General features: G+C 41.0%; 24 protein-coding genes. 19 read left to right on the top strand and 5 right to left on the bottom strand.

What is annotated here, in order from left to right; all coding sequences use genetic code 11:
* The first annotated feature begins 28 nt into the window (after positions 1 to 28).
* The 5 genes from J0X14_RS00935 to J0X14_RS00955 all read left to right on the top strand — a co-directional run bounded on the left by J0X14_RS00935 (position 29) and on the right by J0X14_RS00955 (position 3699).
* Positions 29 to 796 (top strand): LytTR family DNA-binding domain-containing protein, encoded by a 768-nt coding sequence (locus J0X14_RS00935; RefSeq protein ID WP_207095888.1) that lies wholly within the window; start codon positions 29 to 31, stop codon positions 794 to 796.
* 75 nt (positions 797 to 871) lie between these two features.
* A complete protein-coding gene (locus J0X14_RS00940) occupies positions 872 to 1333 on the top strand; it encodes a nuclear transport factor 2 family protein (RefSeq protein WP_207095889.1) in 462 nt (153 codons plus the stop codon).
* A gap of 71 nt (positions 1334 to 1404) precedes the next feature.
* A complete protein-coding gene (locus J0X14_RS00945) occupies positions 1405 to 2346 on the top strand; it encodes an SMP-30/gluconolactonase/LRE family protein (protein WP_207095890.1) in 942 nt (313 codons plus the stop codon).
* 11 nt (positions 2347 to 2357) lie between these two features.
* Complete coding sequence (locus J0X14_RS00950; RefSeq protein ID WP_207095891.1) at positions 2358 to 2774, top strand: hypothetical protein; 417 nt, start codon at positions 2358 to 2360, stop codon at positions 2772 to 2774.
* On the top strand, positions 2767 to 3699 hold the full coding sequence (locus tag J0X14_RS00955) for a PD40 domain-containing protein (RefSeq protein ID WP_207095892.1): 933 nt from the start codon (positions 2767 to 2769) through the stop codon (positions 3697 to 3699). Before J0X14_RS00950 ends, J0X14_RS00955 begins: the two co-directional genes overlap by 8 nt.
* Here the strand turns inward: J0X14_RS00955 and J0X14_RS00960 are convergent.
* Entirely contained in the window at positions 3696 to 4790 is a 1095-nt protein-coding gene (locus J0X14_RS00960; RefSeq protein WP_207095893.1) for a lactonase family protein, read from the bottom strand. The two genes, J0X14_RS00955 and J0X14_RS00960, sit on opposite strands and share 4 nt — an antisense overlap.
* Positions 4791 to 4965: 175 nt before the next feature.
* Between J0X14_RS00960 and J0X14_RS00965 the strand changes: the two genes are divergently transcribed.
* A complete protein-coding gene (locus tag J0X14_RS00965; RefSeq protein WP_207095894.1) occupies positions 4966 to 6444 on the top strand; it encodes a tetratricopeptide repeat protein in 1479 nt (492 codons plus the stop codon).
* Positions 6445 to 6483: 39 nt separating this feature from the next.
* Here the strand turns inward: J0X14_RS00965 and J0X14_RS00970 are convergent, their stop codons facing one another.
* Together J0X14_RS00970 and hemH are read right to left on the bottom strand one after the other, a co-directional pair.
* Entirely contained in the window at positions 6484 to 7863 is a 1380-nt protein-coding gene (locus J0X14_RS00970; protein WP_207095895.1) for an MATE family efflux transporter, read from the bottom strand.
* Between the two features lie 18 nt (positions 7864 to 7881).
* Positions 7882 to 8928, bottom strand: a complete 1047-nt coding sequence (gene hemH, locus J0X14_RS00975; protein ID WP_207095896.1) for a ferrochelatase — start codon at positions 8926 to 8928, stop codon at positions 7882 to 7884.
* Between the two features lie 153 nt (positions 8929 to 9081).
* Between hemH and J0X14_RS00980 the strand changes: the two genes are divergently transcribed.
* Both J0X14_RS00980 and J0X14_RS00985 read left to right on the top strand, forming a co-directional pair.
* Positions 9082 to 10152 (top strand): mechanosensitive ion channel family protein, encoded by a 1071-nt coding sequence (locus tag J0X14_RS00980; RefSeq protein ID WP_207096636.1) that lies wholly within the window; start codon positions 9082 to 9084, stop codon positions 10150 to 10152.
* Complete coding sequence (locus tag J0X14_RS00985; protein WP_207095897.1) at positions 10142 to 10993, top strand: N-acetylmuramoyl-L-alanine amidase-like domain-containing protein; 852 nt, start codon at positions 10142 to 10144, stop codon at positions 10991 to 10993. Before J0X14_RS00980 ends, J0X14_RS00985 begins: the two co-directional genes overlap by 11 nt.
* Here J0X14_RS00985 and J0X14_RS00990 read toward each other — a convergent pair.
* Together J0X14_RS00990 and J0X14_RS00995 are read right to left on the bottom strand one after the other, a co-directional pair.
* On the bottom strand, positions 10979 to 11740 hold the full coding sequence (locus J0X14_RS00990; RefSeq protein WP_207095898.1) for a ThuA domain-containing protein: 762 nt from the start codon (positions 11738 to 11740) through the stop codon (positions 10979 to 10981). The genes J0X14_RS00985 and J0X14_RS00990 overlap by 15 nt on opposite strands.
* An 11-nt stretch (positions 11741 to 11751) precedes the next feature.
* Positions 11752 to 12648 carry an AraC family transcriptional regulator gene (locus tag J0X14_RS00995; RefSeq protein ID WP_207095899.1) on the bottom strand — a complete coding sequence of 299 codons (897 nt, stop codon included), beginning with the start codon at positions 12646 to 12648 and terminating at the stop codon, positions 11752 to 11754.
* A gap of 192 nt (positions 12649 to 12840) precedes the next feature.
* Here J0X14_RS00995 and hemA point away from each other — a divergent pair, with 192 nt between their 5' ends.
* The 11 genes from hemA to J0X14_RS01050 all read left to right on the top strand — a co-directional run bounded on the left by hemA (position 12841) and on the right by J0X14_RS01050 (position 26114).
* Entirely contained in the window at positions 12841 to 14097 is a 1257-nt protein-coding gene (gene hemA, locus J0X14_RS01000; RefSeq protein WP_207095900.1) for a glutamyl-tRNA reductase, read from the top strand.
* Positions 14094 to 15020: a hydroxymethylbilane synthase gene (gene hemC, locus J0X14_RS01005; protein ID WP_207095901.1), complete on the top strand. Its 927-nt coding sequence runs from the start codon at positions 14094 to 14096 to the stop codon at positions 15018 to 15020. The genes hemA and hemC overlap by 4 nt, the downstream gene beginning before the upstream one ends.
* On the top strand, positions 14998 to 15660 hold the full coding sequence (locus J0X14_RS01010) for a uroporphyrinogen-III synthase (RefSeq protein WP_207095902.1): 663 nt from the start codon (positions 14998 to 15000) through the stop codon (positions 15658 to 15660). Before hemC ends, J0X14_RS01010 begins: the two co-directional genes overlap by 23 nt.
* Complete coding sequence (gene hemE, locus J0X14_RS01015) at positions 15657 to 16682, top strand: uroporphyrinogen decarboxylase (RefSeq protein ID WP_207095903.1); 1026 nt, start codon at positions 15657 to 15659, stop codon at positions 16680 to 16682. The genes J0X14_RS01010 and hemE overlap by 4 nt, the downstream gene beginning before the upstream one ends.
* Positions 16679 to 17170: a DUF6973 domain-containing protein gene (locus tag J0X14_RS01020; protein ID WP_207095904.1), complete on the top strand. Its 492-nt coding sequence runs from the start codon at positions 16679 to 16681 to the stop codon at positions 17168 to 17170. Before hemE ends, J0X14_RS01020 begins: the two co-directional genes overlap by 4 nt.
* Entirely contained in the window at positions 17167 to 18069 is a 903-nt protein-coding gene (gene hemF / locus J0X14_RS01025; protein ID WP_207095905.1) for an oxygen-dependent coproporphyrinogen oxidase, read from the top strand. The genes J0X14_RS01020 and hemF overlap by 4 nt, the downstream gene beginning before the upstream one ends.
* Before the next feature lie 28 nt (positions 18070 to 18097).
* Positions 18098 to 18886, top strand: coding sequence for a PhzF family phenazine biosynthesis protein (locus tag J0X14_RS01030; protein WP_207095906.1), 789 nt, complete (start codon positions 18098 to 18100; stop codon positions 18884 to 18886).
* A gap of 6 nt (positions 18887 to 18892) precedes the next feature.
* Positions 18893 to 19882: a porphobilinogen synthase gene (hemB, locus tag J0X14_RS01035; protein ID WP_207095907.1), complete on the top strand. Its 990-nt coding sequence runs from the start codon at positions 18893 to 18895 to the stop codon at positions 19880 to 19882.
* A 168-nt stretch (positions 19883 to 20050) separates the two neighbouring features.
* Entirely contained in the window at positions 20051 to 24046 is a 3996-nt protein-coding gene (locus tag J0X14_RS01040) for a BspA family leucine-rich repeat surface protein (protein ID WP_207095908.1), read from the top strand.
* Complete coding sequence (locus J0X14_RS01045) at positions 24043 to 24738, top strand: hypothetical protein (RefSeq protein ID WP_207095909.1); 696 nt, start codon at positions 24043 to 24045, stop codon at positions 24736 to 24738. Before J0X14_RS01040 ends, J0X14_RS01045 begins: the two co-directional genes overlap by 4 nt.
* 74 nt (positions 24739 to 24812) lie before the next feature.
* Positions 24813 to 26114, top strand: a complete 1302-nt coding sequence (locus J0X14_RS01050) for a serine hydrolase domain-containing protein (protein WP_207095910.1) — start codon at positions 24813 to 24815, stop codon at positions 26112 to 26114.
* Positions 26115 to 26127 lie beyond the last annotated feature (13 nt).

The raw sequence follows: 26127 nt of genomic DNA on the forward strand, positions 1-26127 counted from the left end.
TAGCCATTCACAATCCGTATCTTTAAGCATGTCCAAAACCATTTCCTTGATTTCGGTGTTTGTTTTGCTCAATATGGGCATTGGTCGCATGTTTCAGGCAAGTTTGGGGATTCCTTGTTTTTCCGAATTGAGTATTCTAGCCGTTACCAGTTTTGTTTTTTGGGCCGCTTCTGCAAAGCAAATCAAAGTATGGGCCCAAAAATGGTCTTTTAACCCCCATTCCAAATCCCTATTGATTCAGGGAGGGTTGGGATTATCGGCCTCAGCATTGAATATTATCGTGGGACAGGTATTGGTCGTTTTTTTAATGACCACGGTGTACCAGTGCACTTCGCCCAGTTTCAATTTGCTGAATGCCGGACTTACGAACAACGTTGCCGTAAACCTGCTCTGCTATTTTTTTCTCTTGTTCCATTTTGTGGGAACTGAATCAAAATCAACCGAAACCAAATCAGAAAAAGCTACGCAGATAAAAGTAAGCAAGAAGGGAATGCAATTTATGCTTCAACCCAAAGAAATCGTTTACGTGGAAACCAGCAATAATTGTATTGTACTGCATACTGAAAAAGGGAAGTTTGTGAAATACCAAAGTCTACGCGTTTTTCAAAAACAGGTTTGCCCTACCGAATTTAAACGAATACATCGCTCCTATTTAGTGAATCGGGTTTTTATAGACCATTACCGAAAGAACAAAAATGGGGATGGTGTTCTTTTTTTGAAAAATGGGAGTGCGCTTAAATTCAGCCGGACGTATTTTAAGAAATTTGCTGAGTCCAGCTCCGCGACTCACGCCTAAGTTTACGCAGCTCGCACAGTTTTGTGTCAGCCAAATCCCCTCTGCTCTTATTTTTGAAATATCAAAAAAAGAAAAATGAATCGTTATTTCATTAGCATTGCCATTTTGGCTTTGCTTTCCTGCAAAACAGAAACTCAAACCTCAAAATCCACCTCAATCATTTCGGAACAAGACCGTGCTGCCCTTCGGCATTTGAAAGAAGTGGATTGGCCCAAGGCCTATCGGGAGCAAGACACAATATTGCTTGATTCCATCTTGGGCGATGATTTTCAAATGATCGATGCTGATGGAAACTGGTCCAACAAAGCGCAAGAATTGGATTGGATTAAGGCGCACGCAAGTCCCCACGACTCCTTCTTCTTTGAAATAAAACGCTTGGATATTCTACCCAATGGCACTGCGATGATCTGTGGAACGGGACACATCTTTAAAGACTCTACCAAGACCATTTACCAATCCAGTAATGTAGTTGTAAAACGCGATGGGCAATGGAAAGCGATTGCTTCCCATGTTTCGGGGATTCAGCAGGTAGATTAAACCTTAAAATTCTGATAATGTTGAGGTAAGCCCCACCATGTTTTAGTATTTTTCATTCAAATAGAACTTCAATGAGAATACTGTTGGTCTTTTCTATCCTTGCTTGTTTTGTTTGCCATGGACAAAACTTGGACATTGCTATTCCATTACATTTTGAAAAAGACCTCATCCCAGAAGGAATTGCCATTGATCCCATTTCACATAAGGTATACCTAAACAGTTTAAAAAGCACCAAGATTGTCCGTTCTAATTTAGATGGAAGTGATGTCGAGGAATTTTTGAAAAGCCATGAGCATGGGTACCTTTCCGGTTTTGGGATGACCATTAAAGACAACACACTCTACGCTTTGGGAAATGGATTATCCAAAGAAAATAACACATCCATCTTGCTCTTGCTGGATATAACTTCGGGAGAACTCATCCAATCGTACACCTTGGACAATGGGAGTTTTGTGTACTTGAATGACATAGCGGTCGATTCCAAGGGTACAGCTTACATTACGGATTCCGAAAGCAGCTCCATATATACCATCAACCCAAACAAAAATGAACTGGAAGTCTTTTTCTCCCATGATGAAGTGAAGCATTCCAACGGCATTGCTATTTCTGATGATAATAGGTATTTGTATCTGGCCTCCTATACCAGTGGTATCCGGATTTTGGATATTGCCAGCCAAAAACTCATTAACCAACCCAATTCGTTTAAGGGCATTGATGGAATGAAATATTATCGGAACAACCTTTTTGCCATTGTCAATGGAAGAAGAGACCTAACTCAGAATGGGGTCTTTCAATTTAAGTTGAATGAAAATAGCTCGGAAATTATCTCTGATACCAAAATAGCAGCATTTGAACACGCTTCAGACATCCCAACGACCTTCGCCATTTATGACGGCCATATGTACTTTGTAGCAGATTCGCAGTTGGATAATTTTAATCAGGAAAACAACACCATTATCCATCCAGACCAATTGGAGAACTATAGGTTGGTTCGCTTAAAAATCCCTTTATAAAAACATCCGTTATGATTTATAAAACTTCCGTTTACTGTCTGTTTTTTGGTTTGATGTGCCAATTATTTTATGCCCAGAGTGAAGAACAAAATACCGTTATGTCCAAAAACTATTGTACTGAAATTGGTCGCTTTGATCTCCTTATCGACAAGGATGAAGTGGCTGGTGCCTATTATTTGATCCACAAAAAGGCCCTCGGTGGGGTTTGGGGCCGATTAAAAGACCAAGTAATGACAGGCCGCTGGCACGATGCTGACGGAAAAGGGGATATCGTCATCACTTTTAACCAAGATTTTTCTTTTTTCACTGCCGATTATCGCAGTGATGACGAACCGGAAAAATGGTACAAAGACTCCTGGCATGGTTCGCTCAGACCCGATACTTCAGCTTCTTTTGATGTAAAGGACAAAACCTATCGTTGTGAATAAGCCAAGCTTTATTTCCTTTCTGTTGCTTTTAGCTCTCTTTGGATGTAAACGGCAAGGCAAAGTTTCAGATTCAACAGGACAATCACAAGTCAAAGGTCCTTTTTTTGGAGTTATTCCAACCGAACAACCAAAGCTTTTGGCCCCTGAATTTTTGGCTACGCCGGAATCAGAATACAACGGGACTTTCTCTACTGATGGCACACAATTCTTCTACACTACCGATGTTCCCGAAAATGCCTATATCACCTATACTCAAATGCAGGCTGACAGTACTTGGAGCAAACCCAAAATAGCCCCCTTTTCTAAAGACTATGCCGAATACGATCCGCTATTTTCTCCTGATGGAACTCGTTTGTATTACAGTTCCCGAAGACCAAAGAATGGAAACCAAAACAGCGGAATTTGGTATGTGGAACGCAAGGACTCCTTCTGGAATGAACCTACCTATGTCCGTTTGACCGGGGATATGAATGAAGAATACTACAGCTCTCTTACAAATAATGGAGTTCTTTACTTTAATATTTGGTCCCGTGGGGATATTTATAAGGCGGAAAAAAAAGATTCGGTTTATGAGGTGGAACCTCTTCCGGAAACTATCAACAAAGGTGGGGACAAGGGAGACCCGTTTATTTCGCCCAACGAAGATTATTTAATTTTCCGTGGGTATGATAACAGTTTGGGAAGAGGGGATCTTTACATCTCGTTTAATATTGATGGACATTGGACCGAACCCGAAAATATGGGTGCTCCCATTAATTCAGAAGCCCATGAAATCTGCCCTTGGGTAAGCCCAGACGGAAAATTGTTTGTTTTTGCCAGTGACAGAATCTTAGATGGGAATTCCAAGCCGTACAACAGTGGAAAATCCAATGTCTATGTAATGTCGGCTGACTTTATTCAAAAGTTGAAACAAAAACACCTTTAGTCCAAAAACTCCAAGCAAATAGGATTGGGTACCTCAATTTCGCTCAAATAGGTCAATGTCCCAGCTTCTACATCTCTCTTAAAAACTACAATATTGCTACTAATTTTGTTGGCCACCAATAGGAAGTTTTCTGTGGGGTCCAAAGCAAAATTTCGGGGCCAGTTGCCATGAACGGATTGCCTTCCTACCAAATCCAATTTCCCGGAAGAACCATCCACCGCAAAAATTACAATAGTGTTCTCCCCTCTGTTGGAACCGTACAAAAACTTTCCATCTGCGGACAAATGAATATCGGCACAAGCATTTCTGCCTTCATAGGTTGGATCTAAGGTTTCCACTACTTGGATTTCTTGGTAAGCACCATCAGCATCCTTCTCAAAAACCGAAATGGTGGCGTTCAATTCATTGATTACATACAATTTTCCATTTTGTCCAAATGTAAAATGGCGTGGCCCTGCACCATTAGCGAATGACAAAGAAGGCTGGTCTCCAGGCACAAATTCCCCATCTTCCAATTGATAACGTTTAACAGCATCCAAGCCTAAGTCGGCCACAAAAAGACCCTCTTTGGTAAATTGGGCCATGTGGGCATGGGGTGTTTTGGTGGTATCCAAAACTTTATGGTCTATGATTTGCGGAGCATCCCCAAAAGACCCATCATCCTTTAATTTGAATAAAGCAACATTGCCTCCCACATAATTAGACACAGCTAAGCGCCCATCCTCGGAAAGCGACACATGGCAAGGACCCGGACCTCCAGTACCCATACTGTTTTGTAGTTCCAAGCCCCCATCCTTTAGTTTAAAAGCAGATACACCTCCTCCCCGACTGTCAAAATCTGAGTTTTCCTGCACTGCGTACAGATGTTGTTTGTCTTTGGAAATGGTCACAAAAGATGGATTAGGCAACTCGGCCGCCAATTTCAAGGAGTCCAAATTACCGGTTTCGGGGTTGAATTGGAGTGAATAAATGCCTTCACTGGCACCATTGGTATAGGTCCCTACAAATAGGGTATACATTTCTTTTTGTTCAGGTTTCTCGCCGCAGGCCATTGTCAAAATTATTAGACTTAATACAACTGTTTTTTTCATGGTTTGGTTTAATCAAGGTCCTAAAATAACGAAATCTCTTGTTACAGAATTAAATCAACCCAACTGTTTCCTAATTCTCTATGGGCAGATTATTGGTTCAAACAGGGTATTGGTCAAATGGGCTGCCAAAAATAGGGACTGATTTAGGATTTTTGGTAAAAGTGATAATACTCCCATGACAAAATCCGAAAAATATTTTAAGAGTTCCTTTTTGGAGGAATTGACCACAACCACAGAGAAAACAAATGCGCCTCAAAATATTGTAAAGGGTATAGAAGGACTATTCGGGCATTCCATGTCTGAATCGGTACGAGCACTTCTACAATTTCTGCAAGATTATAAATCCGGTGCCGGGTTTGGACAATACTTTACAACTGATCTGACACTCCCGGAAATTGATGCCGAAAATAGTTTTATGTGGCTGTTATCATTTGGTCAAATTGAACTATTTGCCCAAGTATTTACCAACTCTGTTTTGATTGGAACTGATTCAGGTGGTCAACAATATTATGTAAACCTCGATGCAAACCATCCTGAAGTGTTTCTTCATAATTCTGGTGTGTTGGATATGAAATTCTTGGCCGATTCTCCAGAATCGTTTGCTTATCTGAATCGCGTTTATGAAGACTTTATGCTTTTTGCCGATGATCGCCAAATCGATGTTGAACCCATAATTGATGGGAAACTACCGGATATCCCTGAGATTTCACTTTTTCAAAAGGAACTGAGACTGTTGTCGGGAAAAATCAACCTAGCCGATGACAGTGATGTATACAGTAACTACCAAGAAATATGCAATGGCTTGAACAGCTCCGAACTGATGGCAACACCTTCCACAAATGTGATGGATGCCTACGATAATGCTTTCTGGATCATGCGCATGTTGACCCATAATTTTGAAACGCCTCCTACTGATATGAATCCCAGCCCTAAGTCAGGTATAGAACACCTTGAAAATGGCACCGACCTGCTCTATTGGCTTTGGCGCTTTTACTTTACTGGTGAGGATTCCTCTTTGAACAATTTGTGCAAACGATGTGAAAATCACCCATCCAAGATCGTTAAAGATGCTGCTTTTGTTATTGATAAGCTTCATAACAAGCCCAATGAATTTTCTGAACTGAATTTTCTGCGATTACAACGGGATAGGTTGTTGAAGGGAAGCATACCTCCCATTTTTGAAAAAGAAATTGGAGCCGCTTTCTTGAAGCCAGACAAACAGGATGATTATACCATCAGTTCCACCAAAAAAATGCTGCTGAAGAATCCTGATGATCATCGAGCTTGGGACCAATTAGCCTATGCCTATAACACCATAAAGAGTTGGCAAAAGGCTCAGATAGCTGCAGAAAAGTCCTTGGCTTTTAATCCCAATTCTTACTATGCATGGTTCCAACATGGCATTGCCCTTCACGAGCAAAAAAGATATGAAGAAGCTTTGCTTTCCTATGACCATGCCTTATGCTATAATGGACATCCAAATTTATGGACCAATAAAATTCTTGTGTTATTGGAGGCTAGCAAATTCTCTGAAGCTATTGGTCATTTGGTTCATCAAAAAATAAAAGCTGATGTAGCCAGTGAGTTTGTGACCAAATATCAAGAGGGTTCCGTTAAACTGGAAGAAGTTGAGACTTTGCTAGGCAAGCTGTAGACAAAGAGGGTTCCCAGTATTTTGATTATACGTATCCCGTCAATTGGAGAGCCTAAGTTTAACTTCCCGTGCCAAATACAGCCCTGTTACCACAGTGGAAAGCGTATCTGCAATGGGAAACGATAACCATACTCCGGTCTCTTCCATGAAATGAGGCAAGATTAAAATCAAAGGGATAAAAAAGAAGCCTTGCCGGGTCAAGGTCAACAATAAGGCTGGAATAGCCTTGCCCACTGCCTGAAAATATGCGGCCCCTATCAGTTGCAAAGCAATGATGGGTGTCGCGGCAAATACCAATCGCATGGCAAAGGGAGCATGTTGCAGGACAAAAGCATTTGTTGCCAGTTCTTTTTCAGAGAGTTCAGGTCGATTACTTAAAAACAAGGAAGCAATCTCTCCTGGAAATACCATAAGAACCACAAAAACGATTGTTGCCACCAAGACAGCATATTTTATGGCCGTGTAGATGGATTCCTTTACCCGATCATACTTTTCGGCTCCATAATTGAACCCTGCAATGGGCAAAAAGCCTTGTGTAACCCCAAAGACTGGGAACAGGGCAAACATCAACATTCTTCCAATAATGGCATAAACGGCTACCATGGCCTCACCCCCTAAATTGAAAAGGATATTGTTCATCAGCAAATAAGTAATGCTGGTAACGGCCTGTCGGGCCAAAGTCACAAAACCGAGTGATCCTATCTCTCTCAAAATAGGCATATCGAGTCCAAAATGAGGTAGGCTTATCTTTAATTCAGAGTTATTGGAGAGAAAGAAGTACAGAATGTATACAAAACACAACAAATATCCTACTGTTGTAGCCCAAGCAGCTCCGTGCATTCCCCAATCGAACACATAAATAAAAATGTAGTCCATGAGTAAGTTGCCCACGGATGGTATGATCATGGCTATCATGGCAAACTTGGGCTTCCCTTCAGCCCGAATTACCGTGTTTCCCATCATGCAAAGGGCCAAAAAAGGAACTCCATACAGAATGATGGTATAGTAGATTTTCGCTGGATCAAAAATGGCCCCCTTCCCACCAAAAGCAGGGATTAGGCTATCTACGTAGTAGAGCCCCAAAGCCACCATAGAAATCGTGACAATAAGGGTAAGCGTTATCTGATTGCCAAAAGTTTTTAAGGCTTTCTCCTTATTGTTGGCACCCAATGCACGGGAAATAATGCTGGAGCCCCCAATACCAATGGCCATTCCCAATGCGGCTATAAAGAACGAAACAGGAAGCACCACATTTATGGCAGCAATGGCGATGGAACCAATCCAATTTCCCACAAAAATTGAATCCACCAGTACATTGAGTGACATCACCAAAATCCCAATGGATGCCGGAACAGCCTGTTTGATGAGCAATTTTCCGATGGGTTCTACCCCAAGTTCTTCAGAGGTTACTTTGGCCATGCAAAGTTTTTTATGGGATTATTTTACTCTGGTTTCTGGAAGCACACCTTTTTCCTCCCATTCCTTAATCCAAGTTACCATTAGGCCTGCCCACTCGTCACTATCATTTAAACAGGGAATATGGATATAATCTTCTCCACCCGCTTCTTGAAATTGATGCTTACCTTCCATCGCGATTTCTTCCAAAGTCTCCAAGCAGTCACTTACAAAGGCCGGAGTAATCACTGCCAATCGTTTTTTTCCCTCTTGCGCCAATCGTTCAAATTCTTTATCGGTGAACGGCTGTAACCACGGATCGCTCCCCAATCTAGATTGAAAGGAGGTACTGATCTTAGTTTCATCCAAATCCAAGGTCTCTTTCACCAATTCAGTAGTGTCCAAGCACTGGTGTTTATAGCAGGTGTGGTGCGCCACAGAATTGGTTTTGCAACATTGTCCATCTATTTTGCAATGAAATTTTGTGGGGTCTGATTTTTTAATATGTCGCTCCGGTATCCCGTGGTACGAAAACAAAACATGATCGTATTCAAAGCCTTTCAAACCTTCGGAAATACTTTTTGACAACACCTTCACATAATCCGGATTGCTGTAAAATGCAGGTAAGGTGGTGAAGTGCATCTCAGGAAAATACTCTTGTTGCACCTCCATGGCCTTTACTACAACAGTTTCGTAGGACGACATGGCATAGTGGGGATACAAAGGCACTAACAAAACCTCATCTACGCCTTGTTGCTTTAATTCTTGAAGGGCATTTTTTATGGTCATGGAACCATATCGCATACCCAAAGCAACGGGAAGGTTAATTTGCTCGCGCACTTTATTGGTAAATCGCTCTGAAATAACAATCAAAGGAGAACCCTCATCCCACCAAATTTTGGCATAGGCTTCCGCCGAACGCTTTGGGCGTGTGTTAAGAATAATACCCCGAACAATGATGTTCCTAAGGACGGGGTTCACGTCTATAACACGCTCATCCATTAAAAATTCATCTAAATACGGCTTTACATCTTTGGGGGTGGGGCTGTCTGGCGAGCCCAAATTGACCAATAAAACTCCTTTTGGCACAGCTTTTTTGTTTTAGGGTTCAAAAATACAACTTGGTACCGACTTTGCATTTTAACAACCAAAATACTTTCTTATGGAGAAATAATGAAATTCAATCCAGAAATGAAGGTCTTAACTCTCCCCTGCTCACTTTTCTCCCTTATTTTTGTTGATATGGATGCATTTTACGAGAACGTTTCAAAAGAATCATTGCTATATCTTGGGGTTACCCTTTTATGCCTGATTTTTTTGTATTGGTTCACCTCAATTCTACTCAAGCGTTTGGGCAAGAATCCAAAATACCTCCTTCCTTCTGGGTCTTTCAGAAAATTGGCGGTGCCCTTGGTGCTGATTTTTCTTTCCGTCATCCTTCGGATGAAATCCTTGCGGGATCTATTGAACTTGGAAGATGCAGGTTTTTGGTTTAGAAAGTCCAGTACCTTACTCTTCATTCTTGCCATGACCTGGCTCATAATCGCCCTCCTAAAAATTATAAAAAAGGCAATTATACGAAACTATGACATTGGGGAAGCCGATAATTTAAAAGCTCGGAAAATCTATACCCAATTTACCATCTTGGAGCGTATCATCATTTTCATTGTTGTTGTATTGGCCGCAGGTATTGCTCTTATGAGCTTTGAGGAAATCAAGGAAGTAGGCATCAGTATTTTTGCTTCTGCGGGAGTGGCGGGTATCATTATTGGCTTTTCGGCACAAAAATTTATTGGGACCATTTTGGCAGGGATTCAAATTGCCATTGCCCAGCCCATAAAACTGGATGATGTGGTCATCGTGGAAGGGGAATGGGGTCGTATTGAGGAAATTACCTTGACCTATGTGGTTGTAGCTATATGGGACAAACGACGATTGATTGTACCCACCCCTTACTTCATTGAAAAACCATTCCAAAATTGGACAAAGACTTCCTCCGATATATTGGGAACCGTGTTTCTATACGTAGATTATAAAGTTCCATTTGATAAGTTACGGGAGGAATTGACCCGGATCTTGAACAATACTGATTTATGGGATGGTAAGGTCAATGTATTGCAGGTAACCGAATCCAAACCCAATTATGTGGAGGTGCGCACTTTAATGAGTGCCAAAGATTCACCTACCGCGTGGGATTTACGAGTTCATGTCCGTGAAAAACTGATTGTTTACCTGCAAGAAAATTATCCCGAAAGTATTGCTAGAACCCGGGTACTTTTACAGCAACCAGATCGTAGTGAAGATGAATCATAAAATAGCTTTTCTTTTTTTGTTGTTTGGACTGATGGTTCGGAGTCAGCAAATAACCTGTTCGCCCGAAGACAAGTCCCTTTTTGAATCCAAAATCGAAGCATTACAAGATGTAAAAGCATCCAAATTGGGAGACACTCTTGTTTTTGTTGGAAAGTCATTCATGGGCACTCCCTATGTTGAAAAAACCCTTGAAGTCGGAGAACTGGAAACTCTCGTTGTGAATTTTTCGGGATTGGATTGCACTACTTTTGTGGAAAATGTGTTGGCTTTCGGGTCGATGCTCAAAAAAAATCAACACTCTTTTGATGCATTTACTGAAAATTTAAAAACCATTCGGTATCGAAATAGTTTTATGAATGGCTATCCGTCACGTTTACATTATTTTACGGAGTGGATTCGAAACAATCAGAAGAAGGGTTTGGTAAAAGATATTACCTCGGATTTGGGCGGTGTTGCACTTAATAAGCCCATTAATTTTATGGGGACACATCGGTCACTTTATCCTTTTTTGGTGGATGATGAAAATTTTGAGGCCATGCTTCAAGTAGAAAAAGAACTAGCCAAAGAAGAACTGTGCTATTTGCCCCAAGATCAGATTGAAAGCAAAGAACATTTAATTCAATCAGGAGATATCATTGCGTTGGCCACTTCCATAAAAGGATTGGACGTGACCCACACCGGTATCGCCATTCATCAACCGGATGGAAGATTGCATTTATTGCATGCTTCCAGCAAGAATGGGGAAGTGGAAATCTCCGAATTGCCCCTTGCAGATTATCTTAAAGGCATCAAAAGCAATATCGGAATCATCGTAGCACGACCAACTTTACTTTCGTTTTAGACACCATTCAATGGCGCCCAACAGATGTTGCCTAAAATCTGGCTCATCAAAAGACTCATTGGTATGTCCACCTCCAGTGTAGAAAGACCGACCCCCGTCAAACTCGTGGTACCAGGCAATGGGGTGGTTGGCTCCATTGGTGCCGCCTTCATAGCTGGTTTCATCCAAGTTCATCAGTACAGTTACATTCGGATTCAGATTCTTGAAGTTGTACCATTCATCATTTCTGGACCACACATCGGGCAAATGTGATGTTGAGGGATGCGATTTATCCACCACGTTTATTTTTGCACTTCGTACATTGGGATTGTTAGGATGGTCCACAAAATACCCGCCTACCAACTTGCCATACCAGGGCCAATCAAATTCTGTATCCGAAGCTCCGTGGATTCCCAAAAAACTACCTCCATTTTTAATGTATCCTTCAAATGCTTTTTGCTGATTGCCATCCAAAACATCTAACGTAGTACTGAGAAAAATCACCAATTTGTAATTGGCCAAGTTTTGGGTCGTAAAATCCTCAGAAGATTCTGTTTGCAATGCAATGAATCCATTTTTCCGGCCTAATTCGCGTAGTGTTTGTACCCCTTTTTCAATGGACTGGTGTCGATACCCTTCGGTTTTGGTAAAAACCATCACCAGTTCTGGCATTTTTACACTATCAGTTTCTTTGGTTTTGGAAGTGTCTTGTCCAAAAGTTGCAAACACAAAACAGATGGCCAATATTGACGAAAAAAGAAATTTCATGGTCTTGATTTTTATGTGTTTGAAGTTAAATATTTTTTGGGTGTGGTGCCGTACTTCTTTTTAAAAGAAGTGATAAAATGGCTAGCCGTGCTATAGCCCACTTTTAACCCAACCTCATTGACATTGTGTTTTCCCGTTTCCAGCATTTTCCGGGCATATTCCATTTTGTAATCGAACAAAAAGCCATAAACCGAATCGCCATAAATCTGTTTAAAACCTTCTTTCAATTTTTTCAAGCTCAATCCAATTTCAGTGGACAGTTCAGCCAAGGTTGGTGGCTCGGCCATTCGTGAAATCATGATTTCCTTGGCCATTTTGATCCGGCGAACATTATCCTCATCGGCCAAAAAGGGACACTGCTCCAAATCGGCCTCTTCTGTTTTATTAAAATACAGGGAAATAAGTTCATATACTTTCCCTTTGATGTACAATTTTTTAATGGAAGGGTGTAGATTGTAGTTCATCAACTGGCTCAACACCACAGCAATGGCAGGTGAAACCATTTCTTGTGAATAGTATTTTTTCTCCTTGTTGTCCTCACTTAAAAATGGGATGTAATCTGCTTCATTGGAAAACAAAGAATGGAACTTCCGAATGGTCATAACCACAGAAAGTAGCCATGAATTAGGAGAAACGATAAGGTTGAGCGGCAAATCTTTTTGGGTATTGTAAAGCAGCAATGAATTTTCCTCCGTCACCGCCAGTTGGTAATTTCCCTCATTGAAGTTGAACAAGGATTTTCCCTTCAAACAAAAGTGAAACTGGATAAAAGAGCTATCAATATCTCGTTCAATCACCTGATGATCCTTTGTATCGTTCTGAATCTTAAGGATATAAAATCCATCTTCCACCAAAATTTCATCATAGGAACCTTTGGCGATATTTTCAACGGCTGTATGTAACTTCATTTTGTAAATTTTTCAATTTAGAATCGCTCTAAATTAGGCTTGTAAACATCAAATTTACCAATAAAAGTAATGTTTTCGGCGGTTTTATATAAAATTTGGGTAGAAAATCATTTCATTGAATATTTATAGTTCCGCTAGCGTTATTTTTTGACCCATAAGCCTGTTATTTTTGTGCTGCGATTTATATCCTTTATGAGGAACTACCATATTTCAAAACACAATTCCTTCTATGCCATTGGGTTGAGTTACAAGAAGGCAGATGCAGAGGTGAGAGGAAAGTTCAGTCTGGATGTTCCGGCCATTGATCACATTCTGGTCAAGGCCAAGGAAATTGGAATTGATGGTCTTTTGGCCATTTCTACCTGCAACCGTACCGAACTCTACGGTTTTGCGCAACATCCTTATCAACTTATCAAATTACTTTGTGACCAAACAGCTGGAACAGTAGAAGAATTTCAAGAGGTGGCTTACGTGTACAAAAACCACGATGCGATTTCCCATATGTTTAAAGTAGGCACCGGTCTAGACAGTCAAATTTTGGGTGATTTTGAAATCATCAGCCAAATAAAACAAGGGTTTTATCGGGCAAAAAAACAGGACATGGCCAATCCCTTTTTGGAACGTTTGTGCAATTCAGTCATCCAAGCCAGCAAACGCATCAAAAACGAAACCGAGCTTTCTTCAGGGGCAACTTCTGTTGCTTTTGCTTCGGTAAAATATATTTTAGACAACGTCGATGATATTTCCAACAAGAATATTTTATTGTTTGGTACGGGAAAAATTGGGAGAAACACTTGCGAAAACTTGGTGAAACATTCCGACAATTCCCATATCACTTTAATCAACAGAACCCGGGAAAAGGCAGAGGATATCGCTGGAAAATTTCATTTGACTGTTAAGGATTATGGCGATTTACAGACGGAAATCCGTAAGGCCGACATTCTTGTGGTGGCCACGGGAGCTCAATTACCTACGATTTCCAAAGCATTGATCTATCCTAAAAAGCCTTTATTGGTTTTAGATTTGTCAGTTCCCAAAAATGTGTCGGATGATGTAAAGGAACTGGACAACGTGACCTTGGTTCATTTGGATCAGCTTTCACAGATTACAGATGAGACTTTGGCCAAAAGAAAAGAATACGTTCCCAAAGCAGAAACCATCATCGAAAAAGTAAAAAAGGACTTCCTAAAATGGTTGGAAACCCGAAAGTTTGCCCCAGTGATCAATGCCCTCAAGGACAAACTGAACACCATGAAGACCGAGGAAATCGATTTTCAGACCAAAAAAATTGAAGGTTTTGACCAGAATCAGGCGGAAATCATCTCAGACCGAATCATTCAAAAAATTACCAAGCAGTTTGCCAACCATCTTAAGAGCAATGAGGTAGACACCGATGACAGTCTAGAACTTATCCAAAAAGTCTTTCAGCTAGAAGTACATTCCAAATGAGCAAAATCATCCGCATTGGAACCCGCGACAGCGAACTGGCGATGTGGCAAGCGACCACCGTACAACAAAAGCTGGAAGAAATCGGGAACGATACCGTTTTAGTGCCCACTAAATCCCTTGGAGATCAAGTGTTGGACAAACCGCTTTATGAGCTCGGGGTAACGGGAATTTTCACCAAAGCTCTAGATGTTGCTTTACTCAAAGGAGATATTGATATTGCCGTACACTCCATGAAAGATGTACCTACCCAACTGCCAAAAGGAATTGTGCAAGCGGCCGTATTGGAGCGCGCGGTAACACATGATATTTTGGTTCACAAGGGTTCCGGATTTTTGGAATCCAACCAACCTGCTACTATTGCAACAGGAAGTTTGCGAAGAAAAGCACAATGGCTAAACAAATATCCCAACCATAAAGTGGTGGATTTAAGAGGAAATGTGAACACCAGGCTTATTAAGTTGATTGAAAACGATTGGCAAGGCGCCATTTTTGCCCAAGCTGGATTGGAAAGAATCAAATTGTTGCCCAAAGATGCCATTCAGTTGGATTGGATGATTCCTGCTCCTGCCCAAGGTGCTATGTTGGTGGTTGCCAAAGAAGAGGACGAATTTACCAGAGAGGCATTGGCAAAGCTCAATCATACCGAAACTGAAATCGCTACTACCATTGAACGTGAGTTTTTACGCACTTTGGAAGGTGGGTGTACCGCGCCAATTGGAGCCCTTGCTCAAGTGAAAGACGAATCCGTTTATTTTGAAGGAGTGGTTTTCTCCTTGGATGGAAAACAAAAAATCGACATCAAAAAAGAAGTAAAACTTTCAGATGCTCCCGGATTTGGTAAAGCATGTGCCGAAGAAGTCTTGCAAAAAGGCGGCGATAAATTGATGCAAGAAATCAGAAATGAAAACAGTGCTCTCCACTAAAATATTAACCCCTTCACAAAAGGAACTTTTTCTAAATTCTGGTCTGGGTTTGGTGGAATACGATGCCCTAAAAATTGATTTCTTGAATGTGGAAATCCCATTGAATTATAGCAACTACATTTTCACCAGCAAAAATGCCGTAAAAGCATTTTTAAACCAGGTTAAATCATCGAATTTGTCCAAATTCAATGTGTTTTGCGTGGGAGAGAAGACCAAAACACTTTTGAAGGAAAATGGTTTAAATGTGGTAAAAATGGCCGAAAATGCTTTAGAATTGGGTAAAAACATTGTAAAAAACCATAAAAACAAGCGTTTTTTGTTTTTATGCGGAAATAAAAGAAGAGATGAACTTCCCGCATTGTTGACCCAAAACGACATTAAGTTTAAAGAGCTGGAAGTATACCGAACAGAGCTGAATCCAAAAGCGTTTCAAAGGGGCTTTGATGGGATTCTTTTCTTTAGTCCGAGTGGCATCCGAAGCTATCTTTTGGAAAACACTCTAGGAAATGGCACACTGTTCTGTATTGGAGAAACCACCGCTGCCGAAGCTAGAAAGCATTCAAAAAATATAATCATCGCCAATAAACCCACGGTAGAAAATGTGTTGGTGCAGGCAATTAATTATTTCAAAAATTTATGATAAAAAACGACTTGTTCCTAAAAGCATTAAAAGGCGAAACCGTTGAACGCCCACCCGTATGGATGATGCGACAGGCAGGGCGCTATTTGCCCGAGTTTATGGAACTCCGTGAAAAGTACGATTTCTTTACCCGCTGCCAGACCCCAGAATTGGCTTCGGAAATTACCATACAGCCCATTCGCCGATATGGCATGGATGCTGCTATTTTGTTCAGCGATATTTTGGTGATTCCCCAGGCCATGGACATTGAGGTTGAAATGAAACCCAACTTTGGCCCCTACTTACCGAACCCGATTCGCTCCAAGAAAGATCTTGATAAAGTGATTGTTCCAGACATCCAAGATACCTTGGGTTATGTGATGGATGCCATTACAATGACCAAGGAAAAATTGAACGACGAAGTACCTTTGATTGGATTTGCAGGTTCTCCATGGACCATACTTTGCTATTGTGTGGAAGGACAGGGAAGCAAAAGTTTTGACAAAGCACGAGGGTTCTGTTTTACCCAACCCGAAGCGGCCCATGCATTGCTTCAAAAAATTACGGATACCACAGTTGCCTACCTAAAAGCAAAGGTTAGAGCAGGCGTAAATGCCGTTCAAGTTTTTGATTCTTGGGGAGGAATGCTATCACCACAAGATTATCAAGAATTTTCCTGGAAATACATTCAGCAGATTGTGGATGCGTTAAAAGATGAAGCACCCGTAATTGTTTTTGGAAAAGGATGTTGGTTCGCATTAAAAGAAATGGCAAATTCAGGAGCATCTGCAGTTGGGGTTGATTGGACCTGTTCCGCTCAAAATGCACGATACTTAACTGGAGGCAAAGTTACCCTTCAAGGTAATTTTGACCCTGCCCGTTTGCTTTCACCACCCGAGAAAATTAAGGAAATGGTCACCCAGATGATTCGTGAGTTCGGCAAGGATAAGTATGTTGCAAATCTTGGACACGGTATTTTACCCCACATTCCTTTGGAAAACGCAAAAGCATTTATTGATGCGGTAAAAGAATATAAGGAGTGAACCTTTTTGCAGTCTTAAAGCGGGTTGATTTTAAAAATATACTGAAAGGTGTATTTGTTGGATTGGGTCATCCGCACTTTATACTGCCCACCATCAAGGCCACTAAGGATTGTATCTCCATTTCGACCAAGAACTACGGTAAGCTGCATCATAAAAATGGACCTGCGAACGCTTTTAGACATGCCTTTTGGAATTATTTGATTGCAAAAAGATGCTTTCAATGGCAAAAGAATGAAGAAGTAGTGTTGGCTTGGGCCAAAAAAGTAACGGATTGGCACGAGGATTCGTTTCCAAACAAGCAATTGCCAAAGGCTATGGATTTACACAACAATGAAGTTGGACGCTTCATTTTTGAGCAAAATACCAAGAAATCAGAACAAGAAATCATTGAGTTATTGAAGAAAATGGCCTTGGAATCCATTAAGATTGATGAGAAAAGCATGCTTTCTGAACATAAAAACCGAATGGTACATATTTTAGAGCAATGAAAGATAAATTCTACGCATACATTCAACAATTACAAGACACCATTACCTCCAAATTGGAAGAATTGGACGGTACGGCCAAATTCCAACAAGATTTTTGGGAACGTGAGGAGGGCGGCGGCGGCAGAACCCGGGTTATTGAAAATGGTGCTGTTTTTGAAAAAGGTGGCGTAAATATTTCAAAAGTTCATGGCCCATTGCCCAAAAGCATGCAAAACTATTTTGGTGTGGAAGATGTGGACTTCTTTGCTTGCGGATTGAGTTTAGTAATTCACCCAAAAAGTCCAATGGTCCCAACCGTTCATGCCAATTGGCGCTATTTTGAAATGTACGATAAGGATGGTAATATTGTGGATCAATGGCTTGGAGGCGGACAGGACCTTACCCCCTATTATTTGTTCGATGAGGATGCCCTCCATTTTCACGCAGTTTGCAAAAAGGCCTGTGATGCCCATAATCCAGAATTTTATCCTACTTATAAAAAGAAATGTGATGAATATTTCTGGAATACCCATCGTAACGAAGCTCGTGGGGTAGGCGGATTGTTCTTTGATTATTGTAAGGCAACCGAGGAAACCAGCATGGAAGATTGGTATAATTTTGTGATGGAGGTCGGGGATAGCTTTTTGGATGCCTACGCCCCCATCGTTGAAAAAAGAAAAGACCTACCCTATTCTGAGGAACAGCGCGATTGGCAAGAAATAAGACGTGGTCGCTATGTGGAGTTCAATTTGGTGCACGATAAAGGGACCCTTTTTGGTCTAAAAACCAACGGGCGTATCGAAAGTATTTTGATGAGTCTGCCCCCTCATGTCCAATGGCGATATGATCATCATCCTAAAAAGGGAAGCGAAGAAGAAAAGTTGATAGCAGTACTGCAAAACCCAAAAGATTGGGTTTAATCCGTAGTTTTGCCTTGAAAATAATGCTATGAGACAGAAAATATATCAAATAGATGCCTTCACCAACCAGAAATTTGGTGGAAATCCAGCAGCAGTCTGTATTTTGGATTCGTGGTTGAGTCCGGAGTTGATGCAAAAAATCGCGCAGGAAAACAACTTGGCTGAAACTGCCTTTGCCGTCAAAAAAGATGAACTATATGAAATACGCTGGTTTACCCCAGAAGTGGAAGTGGACCTTTGCGGACACGCTACCTTAGCCTCAGCATTTGTATTGCTCCACTTTTATGAACTTGAAAAAGATACCATTCAGTTTTATTCACACAGAAGCGGCGATTTGTATGTCAGCAAAGCAGATAATGGTTGGTTGACCATGGATTTTCCCGCCGACAACTTGGTTGCCATTCAGAATATTGAGGAGTTGTACAATGCAATCGGGCAGGCCCCAATCAAAACTCTGAAGGGCAAATCTGATTATATGATGATATATGGTTCCCAGAAAGATATTGAAACCATTCAGCCCAACCACCATTTGTTGGCGCAATTGGATGTTCGCGGGGTAATTGTTAGCGCGCCCGGTGATGAAGTGGATTTTGTTTCGCGCTTTTTCGCACCCTCCTGTGGCATACCAGAAGATCCTGTGACCGGTTCGGCCCACACCTCATTATCGCCCTATTGGACAGAAGTTCTGAACAAAACCAAAATGACAGCCAAACAACTTTCCAAAAGGGGAGGCGACCTTGTTTGCGAAATATCGGGCGAGCGTGTAAAAATCTCTGGGAAGGCGGTTCCCTATTTATTTGGTGAAATTGAAATCTAATACGATATGTATCCTTTAATACGAAACCGAAGACTCCGCGCATCCGAATCCATCAGAAGATTGGTTCGGGAAACCACTTTATCTCCAGACGACTTTTTGGTGCCTTTGTTTGTTACTGAAGGAAAAGGAATCAAAGAAGAAATTCCTTCAATGCCCAACTATTTTCGCCTCAGTTTAGACAATCTTGAAAAAGAGGTAAAGGAACTTTGGAAAATGGGACTCTGCGCCGTTTTGTTATTTGTTAAGGTTGATGACAAACTAAAAGACAACAAAGGAACCGAGGCCCTCAACCCAAATGGTTTAATGCAACGTGCCATTAAAGCAGTGAAAAATGCTTGCCCACAGATGTTAGTGATGACCGATGTTGCTTTGGACCCATTTTCATCCTACGGACATGATGGTATTGTCGCAGAAGGTCAAATTCTTAACGATGAAACCGCTGAGGTATTGGCTGAAATGAGTGTATCCCACGCCAAAGCGGGTGCCGATTTTGTCGCTCCTAGTGATATGATGGACGGTAGAATCTTGACTATTCGCGAAGCTTTGGAAGACGAAGGGTTTACCAACACGGGGATTATGTCCTATTCCGCCAAATACGCCAGTGCTTTTTATGGCCCTTTCCGTGATGCCTTGGATTCTGCACCGGTTGATATTGCCAATGTACCTAAGGACAAGAAAACCTATCAAATGGATTATGCCAATCGGTATGAGGCCATCAAAGAAACCCAAATGGACATTGACGAAGGTGCGGATATCGTGATGGTCAAGCCTGGTTTGTGCTATTTGGACATTGTTCGGGAAATCAAAAATGAAGTAGAAGTACCTGTTGCGGTCTATCAAGTTTCCGGTGAATATGCCATGGTTAAAGCCGCTGCCGAAAAGGGTTGGTTGGACCATGATACTGTGATGTTGGAACAATTGACAGCTATCAAAAGAGCAGGTGCGGATATCATTGCCAGCTATTTTGCCAAGGATTTCATTAGGACCTTGGGCTAAACTATTCTCACTTTCCTTTGAAGCTATTTAAAAATTCCTATTTTATTGGAAATCCCTTACTTTCAAAGTAAGTTTTTATCTATTTATCGATTTAATTCTCTGTTCTGGGTAGGTTAGCTATCTTTACTTTCAGTTGATTATTTTCACTTACTGAACAACCTACTAAACATGCTAAAAAATTACCTTGCCTATCTATTGTGCCTTATTGGTGTTTACACACAAGCCCAATCTGAATTCATTACTACTTGGAAAACGGACAATCCTGGAACATCGGGAGACAATCAAATAACAATTCCCACCTACTCAAGTGAAACCTACGATTATACAGTGGATTGGGGCGATGGCACATCGGACACCAATGTAACAGGGGATATTACCCATACCTACGCCTCATCTGGAACTTATCAAATTTCTGTGACGGAAACTTTCCCCAGAATATTTTTCAATGAAACCGGGGATAAGGATAAACTTTTGAATATAAAACAATGGGGGAATATTCAATGGAGTTCTATGGAATCGGCGTTTGCGGGATGCTCTAACTTATCGGTTGCAGCGGCCGATGCTCCTGATCTTTCAAATGTTACCAGTCTTAGAAGAATGTTCTACTACTGTTATTACGCTTTTGACAATACCTTCAGTAGAGAGTTCGGCAGTTTCAATGGTGTTGAAAATTTCAACTCTTGGGATGTAAGCACTATTGCAGATATGTCTGCAATGTTTGATAAATCTTCCTTTAATCAGGATATTTCTTCTTGGAATGTAAGCTTAGTGGAAGATATGTCTAATATGTTTTACAGTAGCACTTTTAATGGAGACATCAGCTCTTGGAATGTCAGTAATGTTATAAACATGTCTGGCCTCTTTGGAAGTAGCGCTTTCAATCAAGATATTTCTAGTTGGGATGTTGGCAATGTGAAGTACTTTGATTATATATTCAACAGCACCCCTTTTAATCATGATATTACAAATTGGAATGTTGAAAACGCCGTTAGTATGCAGTATGCGTTCAGTCAAGGAAATTTTGATCAAGACCTCAGTTCTTGGAACATTTCAAATGTTATAGATTTATCAAATGCTTTTGATGAATCTGACCTTTCCAAAGAGAACTATGATGCTATTTTAACTGCTTGGGCTCAACTTCCTAATTTACAATTTGGTGTAGTATTGGGTGCAAATGATGCTGTTTACTGTTTAGCAGAGGCAGATAGAAATTCTTTGATCACCAATTTTGGTTGGACAATCAATGATTATGGAAGCAATTGTGAAGATGAACGCGCATTTATTACCACTTGGAAAACGGACAACCCTGGCCCATCCAATGACAATCAAATAACTATACCAACTTATCCAAGGTATATCTATGATTACCGTGTAGATTGGGGTGATGGTTCATTTGATGAAGGAGTAACGGGTGACATCACACACACTTATGCCACTCCTGGCGAATATGTAGTATCAATAACGGGGAAGTTTCCTAGGGTTTATTTTAATGGTTCTCAAATTTATACGGAGTTTCCCATAAAAAATCCGGATGACTTAAAGATTATTTCTATTGACCAGTGGGGAACCAACCGATGGAAATCAATGTCCTCTGCATTCACTGGTTGTGAAAACCTAGACGTGAAAGCAACAGACATTCCCGATTTTTCAAGGGGAGTTAGCTTGAACGCAATGTTTTATGGCTGCACTTCACTAGTGGGAAATGAATCCATTTCAGATTGGGTTATTGAAAGTTCTTCCACAGACCATATGTTTCAAGAGGCTGTTCATTTTAATATTCCAATTGGCAATTGGGATGTTTCAAATGTCAGATATATGTATAGCATGTTTGAAAACGCATCATCTTTTAACCAAGATTTAAGCCAGTGGAATGTTGGGAACGTAGAAATAATGAATAACCTATTTAACGGCTCTGGACTTTCCAACAAAAATTATAATACCATATTGATCGGATGGAGCCAATTACCTTCTTTACAGAACGGGGTCCGATTAGATGCTCCAAACAATTATTACTGCAGGGCTAAAGAAGAACGCCAATCCATTATTGACTCGTATGGATGGACCATAAACGATGCTGGTGAAAACAATGAATGCCATTTTATCACCACTTGGAAAACAGACAATCCTGGAACATCGGGAGACAATCAAATTACAATCCCTACCTACTCGGTTGAAACCTACAATTATACGGTGGATTGGGGTGATGGCACATCGGATACGAATGTTACTGGAGATATTACCCATACGTATGCTACAGCGGGCACCTACCAAGTGGCAATCTCCGGAGAATTTCCAGCAATTCTCTTTCAAGGAAATCAAGACTCCAACCTTAAAATTACACAGGTAAATCAATGGGGAGATATTAGATGGCGGAATTTTAGTTCTGCCTTCTCAGGTTGTCGGGAGTTAGATGTCGTTGCCACTGACACACCAAATTTGGAAAATGTGATTAGTACGCAAGGGATGTTTTTTAATTGTACAAGCTTGTTAGGAAACGAGAGTTTTGGGCTATGGGATGTCTCAACTATTATAGATGGATCATCTATGTTTTTGGGTTGCTCTTTGTTCAATCAAAATATCGGTGGGTGGGATGTTTCCAACATGGTTTATATGGACTATTTTTTCTGGCAAGCGGAGTCATTTAACCAACCCATAGGTAACTGGGATGTTAGCAATGCAGAGAGAATATTTTACATGTTTAGTTTTGCTGAGTCTTTTAACCAAGATATAAGCGAATGGCGTTTTCCAAAAGTAACCAACCTTGCGGGAATGTTTCAATCTGCTACGTCTTTTAGTCAGGATATTTCTAGTTGGGATGTCTCAAATATTGAAAATTTCGGGGCAATGTTTAATAATGCGGCTAGTTTTGACCAACCCATTGGAATTTGGGATATGTCCAATGCAGTGGAATTAAGTCTGATGTTCGCAGAAGCAAATTCATTCACTTCTGACATTACCAATTGGGATGTAAGCAACGTAACTACTATGGAAGGGTTATTTAAGTACAATACTACCTTCAATCAAGATTTGAGCAGTTGGGATACCTCAAGTGTAACTTCCATGGCGGGAATGTTTGAAGGAGCGGCGGCCTTTGAAGGAGATATTTCAAGTTGGGACGTTAGTACTGTTGAGAATATGAGTTTAATGTTTGAAAACTCAGGAATATCCTTAGAAAATTATGATAAACTATTAGATGCCTGGGCCAATTTGCCTTCCTTACAAACCAATGTCATCTTCGATGTCGGCAATAGCCAATATTGTGAATCGGAGGAGGCTCGTCAATTTATAATTGACACTTATGGCTGGATTATTAACGATACTGGAAAAATCCCCTATTGCAACGAAGACAATGATGGTGATGGCGTTCTTGACCATTTAGACGCCTGTCTTGACACCCAACCCGGGGCCGTGGTCAATGCCAGTGGCTGCGAAGTGATTCCCAATACGGCCATTAAAGTGTATGCTTCAACGCCCAGCTGTGTGGGCAGAGAAGATGGTTCTATTGAAATAACTATGGAAACTGAAGGGCATTTGCTTGACATTACCCTAGAGGGTGAAAGCTATTCCAATCAATTTGTGGATGTTCCCTCAGGAACCCCATTTAAGGTTGATGATTTGCCTGAGGGCTCCTATTCCGTTTCTGTTTCCATTCCAGAAATTGTATTCGAACAACATTATGTGGCCACCATTAATTCACTGGAATCGGTCACTGGCAAAAGAGCCTTGCTCGATTCCAAAGCAGCTATGGTTACCTATAGCGTATCAGGCAGCACTAATTACCAGGTTTTGGTCAATGATAAGAAGAAGAACTTCTCCTTTGCTGATTCAGGCCAGCAAACAATTACGCTGGACCATATACCGACCGGCCTAGTAGCGATATCCATTTTTGGTGAAAGTGATTGCCAAGGCATGATTTCAGATAGTTTTTATTTCGGAGATTCCATTGAGGTTTTCCCAACAATCACTTCTTCAACCATTAACATATTTTCAAACTCCGCTACCTATAAAGCTCAAATTTTTGATTTTACTGGGAGATTGGTCAATGAAAAACAGTTAGATGGGCAAGAAAATACTGTAGATTTATCCACAATAAAATCCGGAACATATATTTTAAAACTTTACATGGATGGAGAGCAACGAACCCTAAAAATCATTAAAAAATGATGCGAACAAAATTCGAAATAATCACTACAATCCTAATGGTCTTCTTGTTTCTCTCTTGTAGTTCGTCTGGGGGTGAAACTCCACCTCCACCTCCTTCAGAAAATTTAACCCCTCCGGAAAAAACCATTGGGACAGTTCCAGAAAATGGAGAACCCTGTGCCGATTATACCGAGGTAATCAATGACGATTCAAAAGTCCTGATATACTTTAAATGGAGCGCAGCGCAGAATGCTGAAAATTACAATCTTGTGATTTTGGAAGGTTCAAACGAGGTGTTTTCAAGTACCTTCAATGTTCTTGAAACTGAAGTACAGCTGGATCGCGGCAAAACCTATTCCTGGTTTTTAACTTCCATTAATGAAGATGGCGAGACCAAAGGCGACACCTATTCTTTCACCAGTCCTGGCACTCCTGTTGGAAACTTTGCGCCCTATTCGGCTGAAATAACCGTGACGTTCAACACCCAGATGCAGGTTTCTTGGATGGGTAACGATGAAGATGGAGACATTTTGACTTATGACGTTACTGTAAAAAACAATGATTTAGTCCTTGCAGAAGAAGTAGGTTTTGGAGATACCTCTTTAAATCCTTTGGACTTTGAACCCGGGGCCATCTACGATGTTGAAGTCATTTCTAAAGACCCATATGAAAGCGCTTCCGTTTCCAAAACTACAGTTACAGCTCCCAACTAAAAGTCCAAATCAAAATCAGCTTAAGTTTTATTACCAAGATTTTTGTTGGACCTTTGAATATAAGTCACTGGCAAATGTCTAGAATCATACTTTCATTACTCTTTACCGCCTTAACCACGTTCTTTGGAGTTGCCCAAAGCGAACTCATCCACGCCTACCCGTCCAAATTAGGTTTTGATGAAGCGTTCATCCACCAAAAAGTGGATTCTATTATGAAAATAGGCATTGATAGTTTGGCTTTTCCAGGAGCGCAACTGTTGGTCGCCAAGAACGATACCGTTATTTTCCACAAAGCTTATGGTTTCCATACCTACGATAGCATCCAGCCTGTCGCTTTGAACGATTTGTATGACCTAGCCTCCGTCACCAAAGTCTTGGGGCCTTTACCTGCCCTGATGAAGTTGGTGGACGAGGGCAAACTTGATCTGGACAAGCCGTTCAGTTCCTATTGGAAACCATGGAGACACCGAAAAGACAAAAAGGACCTGATACTAAGGGAAATTTTGGCGCACCAGGCGGGGTTGGCACCTTATATCGTGTTCATGCAAAAAGTGCTTCGGAAAAATGGAAAACTCAAAAAGCGTTTTGTTCATACAAAACAGGATGATAAATTTCAAGGACAGGTGTACGATAATCTTTTCATCAGCGATCGTTTTGAACGAAAAATGAACCGAATCATGAATCGGTCCAAAGTCTCGGATGAAAAGAAATATGTGTATTCGGGACTTACTTTCCTCATCTTTCCCAGTTTGATTGAACAACTTACGGAAACCGATTATCAAGCGTATCTGGATGAAAATTTCTATCACCCTTTAGGGTGTCACACCTTGGGGTATCTCCCCGAAGAAAACAATTACATAAATGCCATTGTCCCCACCGAAGTGGATTCGCTTTTCCGAAAAACGCTGGTAAAGGGTTGGGTGCACGATGAAAATGCATCACTTAAGGGTGGTGTTTCCGGCAATGCAGGTTTGTTCGGAACGGCAGATGACTTGGCCAAGGTGATGCTTTTCTATCAAAATTATGGGCAAGTGGATGGCAAACAGCTCATTTCTGCTAAAATCGTAAAAGAGTTTACCGAAGTGCAATTCCCCGAAAATGAAAACCGGCGTGGATTGGGATTTGATAAGCCCTTGCTGAACAACGCAGAGCTTCCTTTGAAGGAAGCCTATCCCTCCCCACTGGCCAGTTCATCTAGTTTTGGTCATTCTGGTTTTACCGGAACCTTTGTTTGGGCCGATCCCGAGAACAAACTTGTCTTTATCTTTCTTTCCAACCGAGTTTATCCTTCAAGGAACCACAGAAAACTGTATGATTTCAACATTAGAACGGCGTTGATGGATATTTTTTATAGAGCACAGACAATCCCTGATTAAAATTGATTCCTAT

Source organism: Allomuricauda sp. CAU 1633 (assembly GCF_017313225.1).
Classification (GTDB): Bacteria; Bacteroidota; Bacteroidia; order Flavobacteriales; family Flavobacteriaceae; genus Flagellimonas.

Bases quoted from the DNA above. Each gene is read 5' to 3' on its own strand.
- J0X14_RS00935 (WP_207095888.1), top strand. From the start codon at position 29: ATGTCCAAAACCATTTCCTTGATTTCGGTGTTTGTTTTGCTCAATATG.
- J0X14_RS00940 (WP_207095889.1), top strand. From the start codon at position 872: ATGAATCGTTATTTCATTAGCATTGCCATTTTGGCTTTGCTTTCCTGC.
- J0X14_RS00945 (WP_207095890.1), top strand. From the start codon at position 1,405: ATGAGAATACTGTTGGTCTTTTCTATCCTTGCTTGTTTTGTTTGCCAT.
- J0X14_RS00950 (WP_207095891.1), top strand. From the start codon at position 2,358: ATGATTTATAAAACTTCCGTTTACTGTCTGTTTTTTGGTTTGATGTGC.
- J0X14_RS00960 (WP_207095893.1), bottom strand. From the start codon at position 4,790: ATGAAAAAAACAGTTGTATTAAGTCTAATAATTTTGACAATGGCCTGC.
- J0X14_RS00965 (WP_207095894.1), top strand. From the start codon at position 4,966: ATGACAAAATCCGAAAAATATTTTAAGAGTTCCTTTTTGGAGGAATTG.
- J0X14_RS00970 (WP_207095895.1), bottom strand. From the start codon at position 7,863: ATGGCCAAAGTAACCTCTGAAGAACTTGGGGTAGAACCCATCGGAAAA.
- J0X14_RS00980 (WP_207096636.1), top strand. From the start codon at position 9,082: ATGGATGCATTTTACGAGAACGTTTCAAAAGAATCATTGCTATATCTT.
- J0X14_RS00985 (WP_207095897.1), top strand. From the start codon at position 10,142: ATGAATCATAAAATAGCTTTTCTTTTTTTGTTGTTTGGACTGATGGTT.
- J0X14_RS00990 (WP_207095898.1), bottom strand. From the start codon at position 11,740: ATGAAATTTCTTTTTTCGTCAATATTGGCCATCTGTTTTGTGTTTGCA.
- J0X14_RS00995 (WP_207095899.1), bottom strand. From the start codon at position 12,648: ATGAAGTTACATACAGCCGTTGAAAATATCGCCAAAGGTTCCTATGAT.
- hemA (WP_207095900.1), top strand. From the start codon at position 12,841: ATGAGGAACTACCATATTTCAAAACACAATTCCTTCTATGCCATTGGG.
- hemC (WP_207095901.1), top strand. From the start codon at position 14,094: ATGAGCAAAATCATCCGCATTGGAACCCGCGACAGCGAACTGGCGATG.
- J0X14_RS01010 (WP_207095902.1), top strand. From the start codon at position 14,998: ATGAAAACAGTGCTCTCCACTAAAATATTAACCCCTTCACAAAAGGAA.
- hemE (WP_207095903.1), top strand. From the start codon at position 15,657: ATGATAAAAAACGACTTGTTCCTAAAAGCATTAAAAGGCGAAACCGTT.
- hemF (WP_207095905.1), top strand. From the start codon at position 17,167: ATGAAAGATAAATTCTACGCATACATTCAACAATTACAAGACACCATT.
- J0X14_RS01030 (WP_207095906.1), top strand. From the start codon at position 18,098: ATGAGACAGAAAATATATCAAATAGATGCCTTCACCAACCAGAAATTT.
- hemB (WP_207095907.1), top strand. From the start codon at position 18,893: ATGTATCCTTTAATACGAAACCGAAGACTCCGCGCATCCGAATCCATC.
- J0X14_RS01040 (WP_207095908.1), top strand. From the start codon at position 20,051: ATGCTAAAAAATTACCTTGCCTATCTATTGTGCCTTATTGGTGTTTAC.
- J0X14_RS01045 (WP_207095909.1), top strand. From the start codon at position 24,043: ATGATGCGAACAAAATTCGAAATAATCACTACAATCCTAATGGTCTTC.
- J0X14_RS01050 (WP_207095910.1), top strand. From the start codon at position 24,813: ATGTCTAGAATCATACTTTCATTACTCTTTACCGCCTTAACCACGTTC.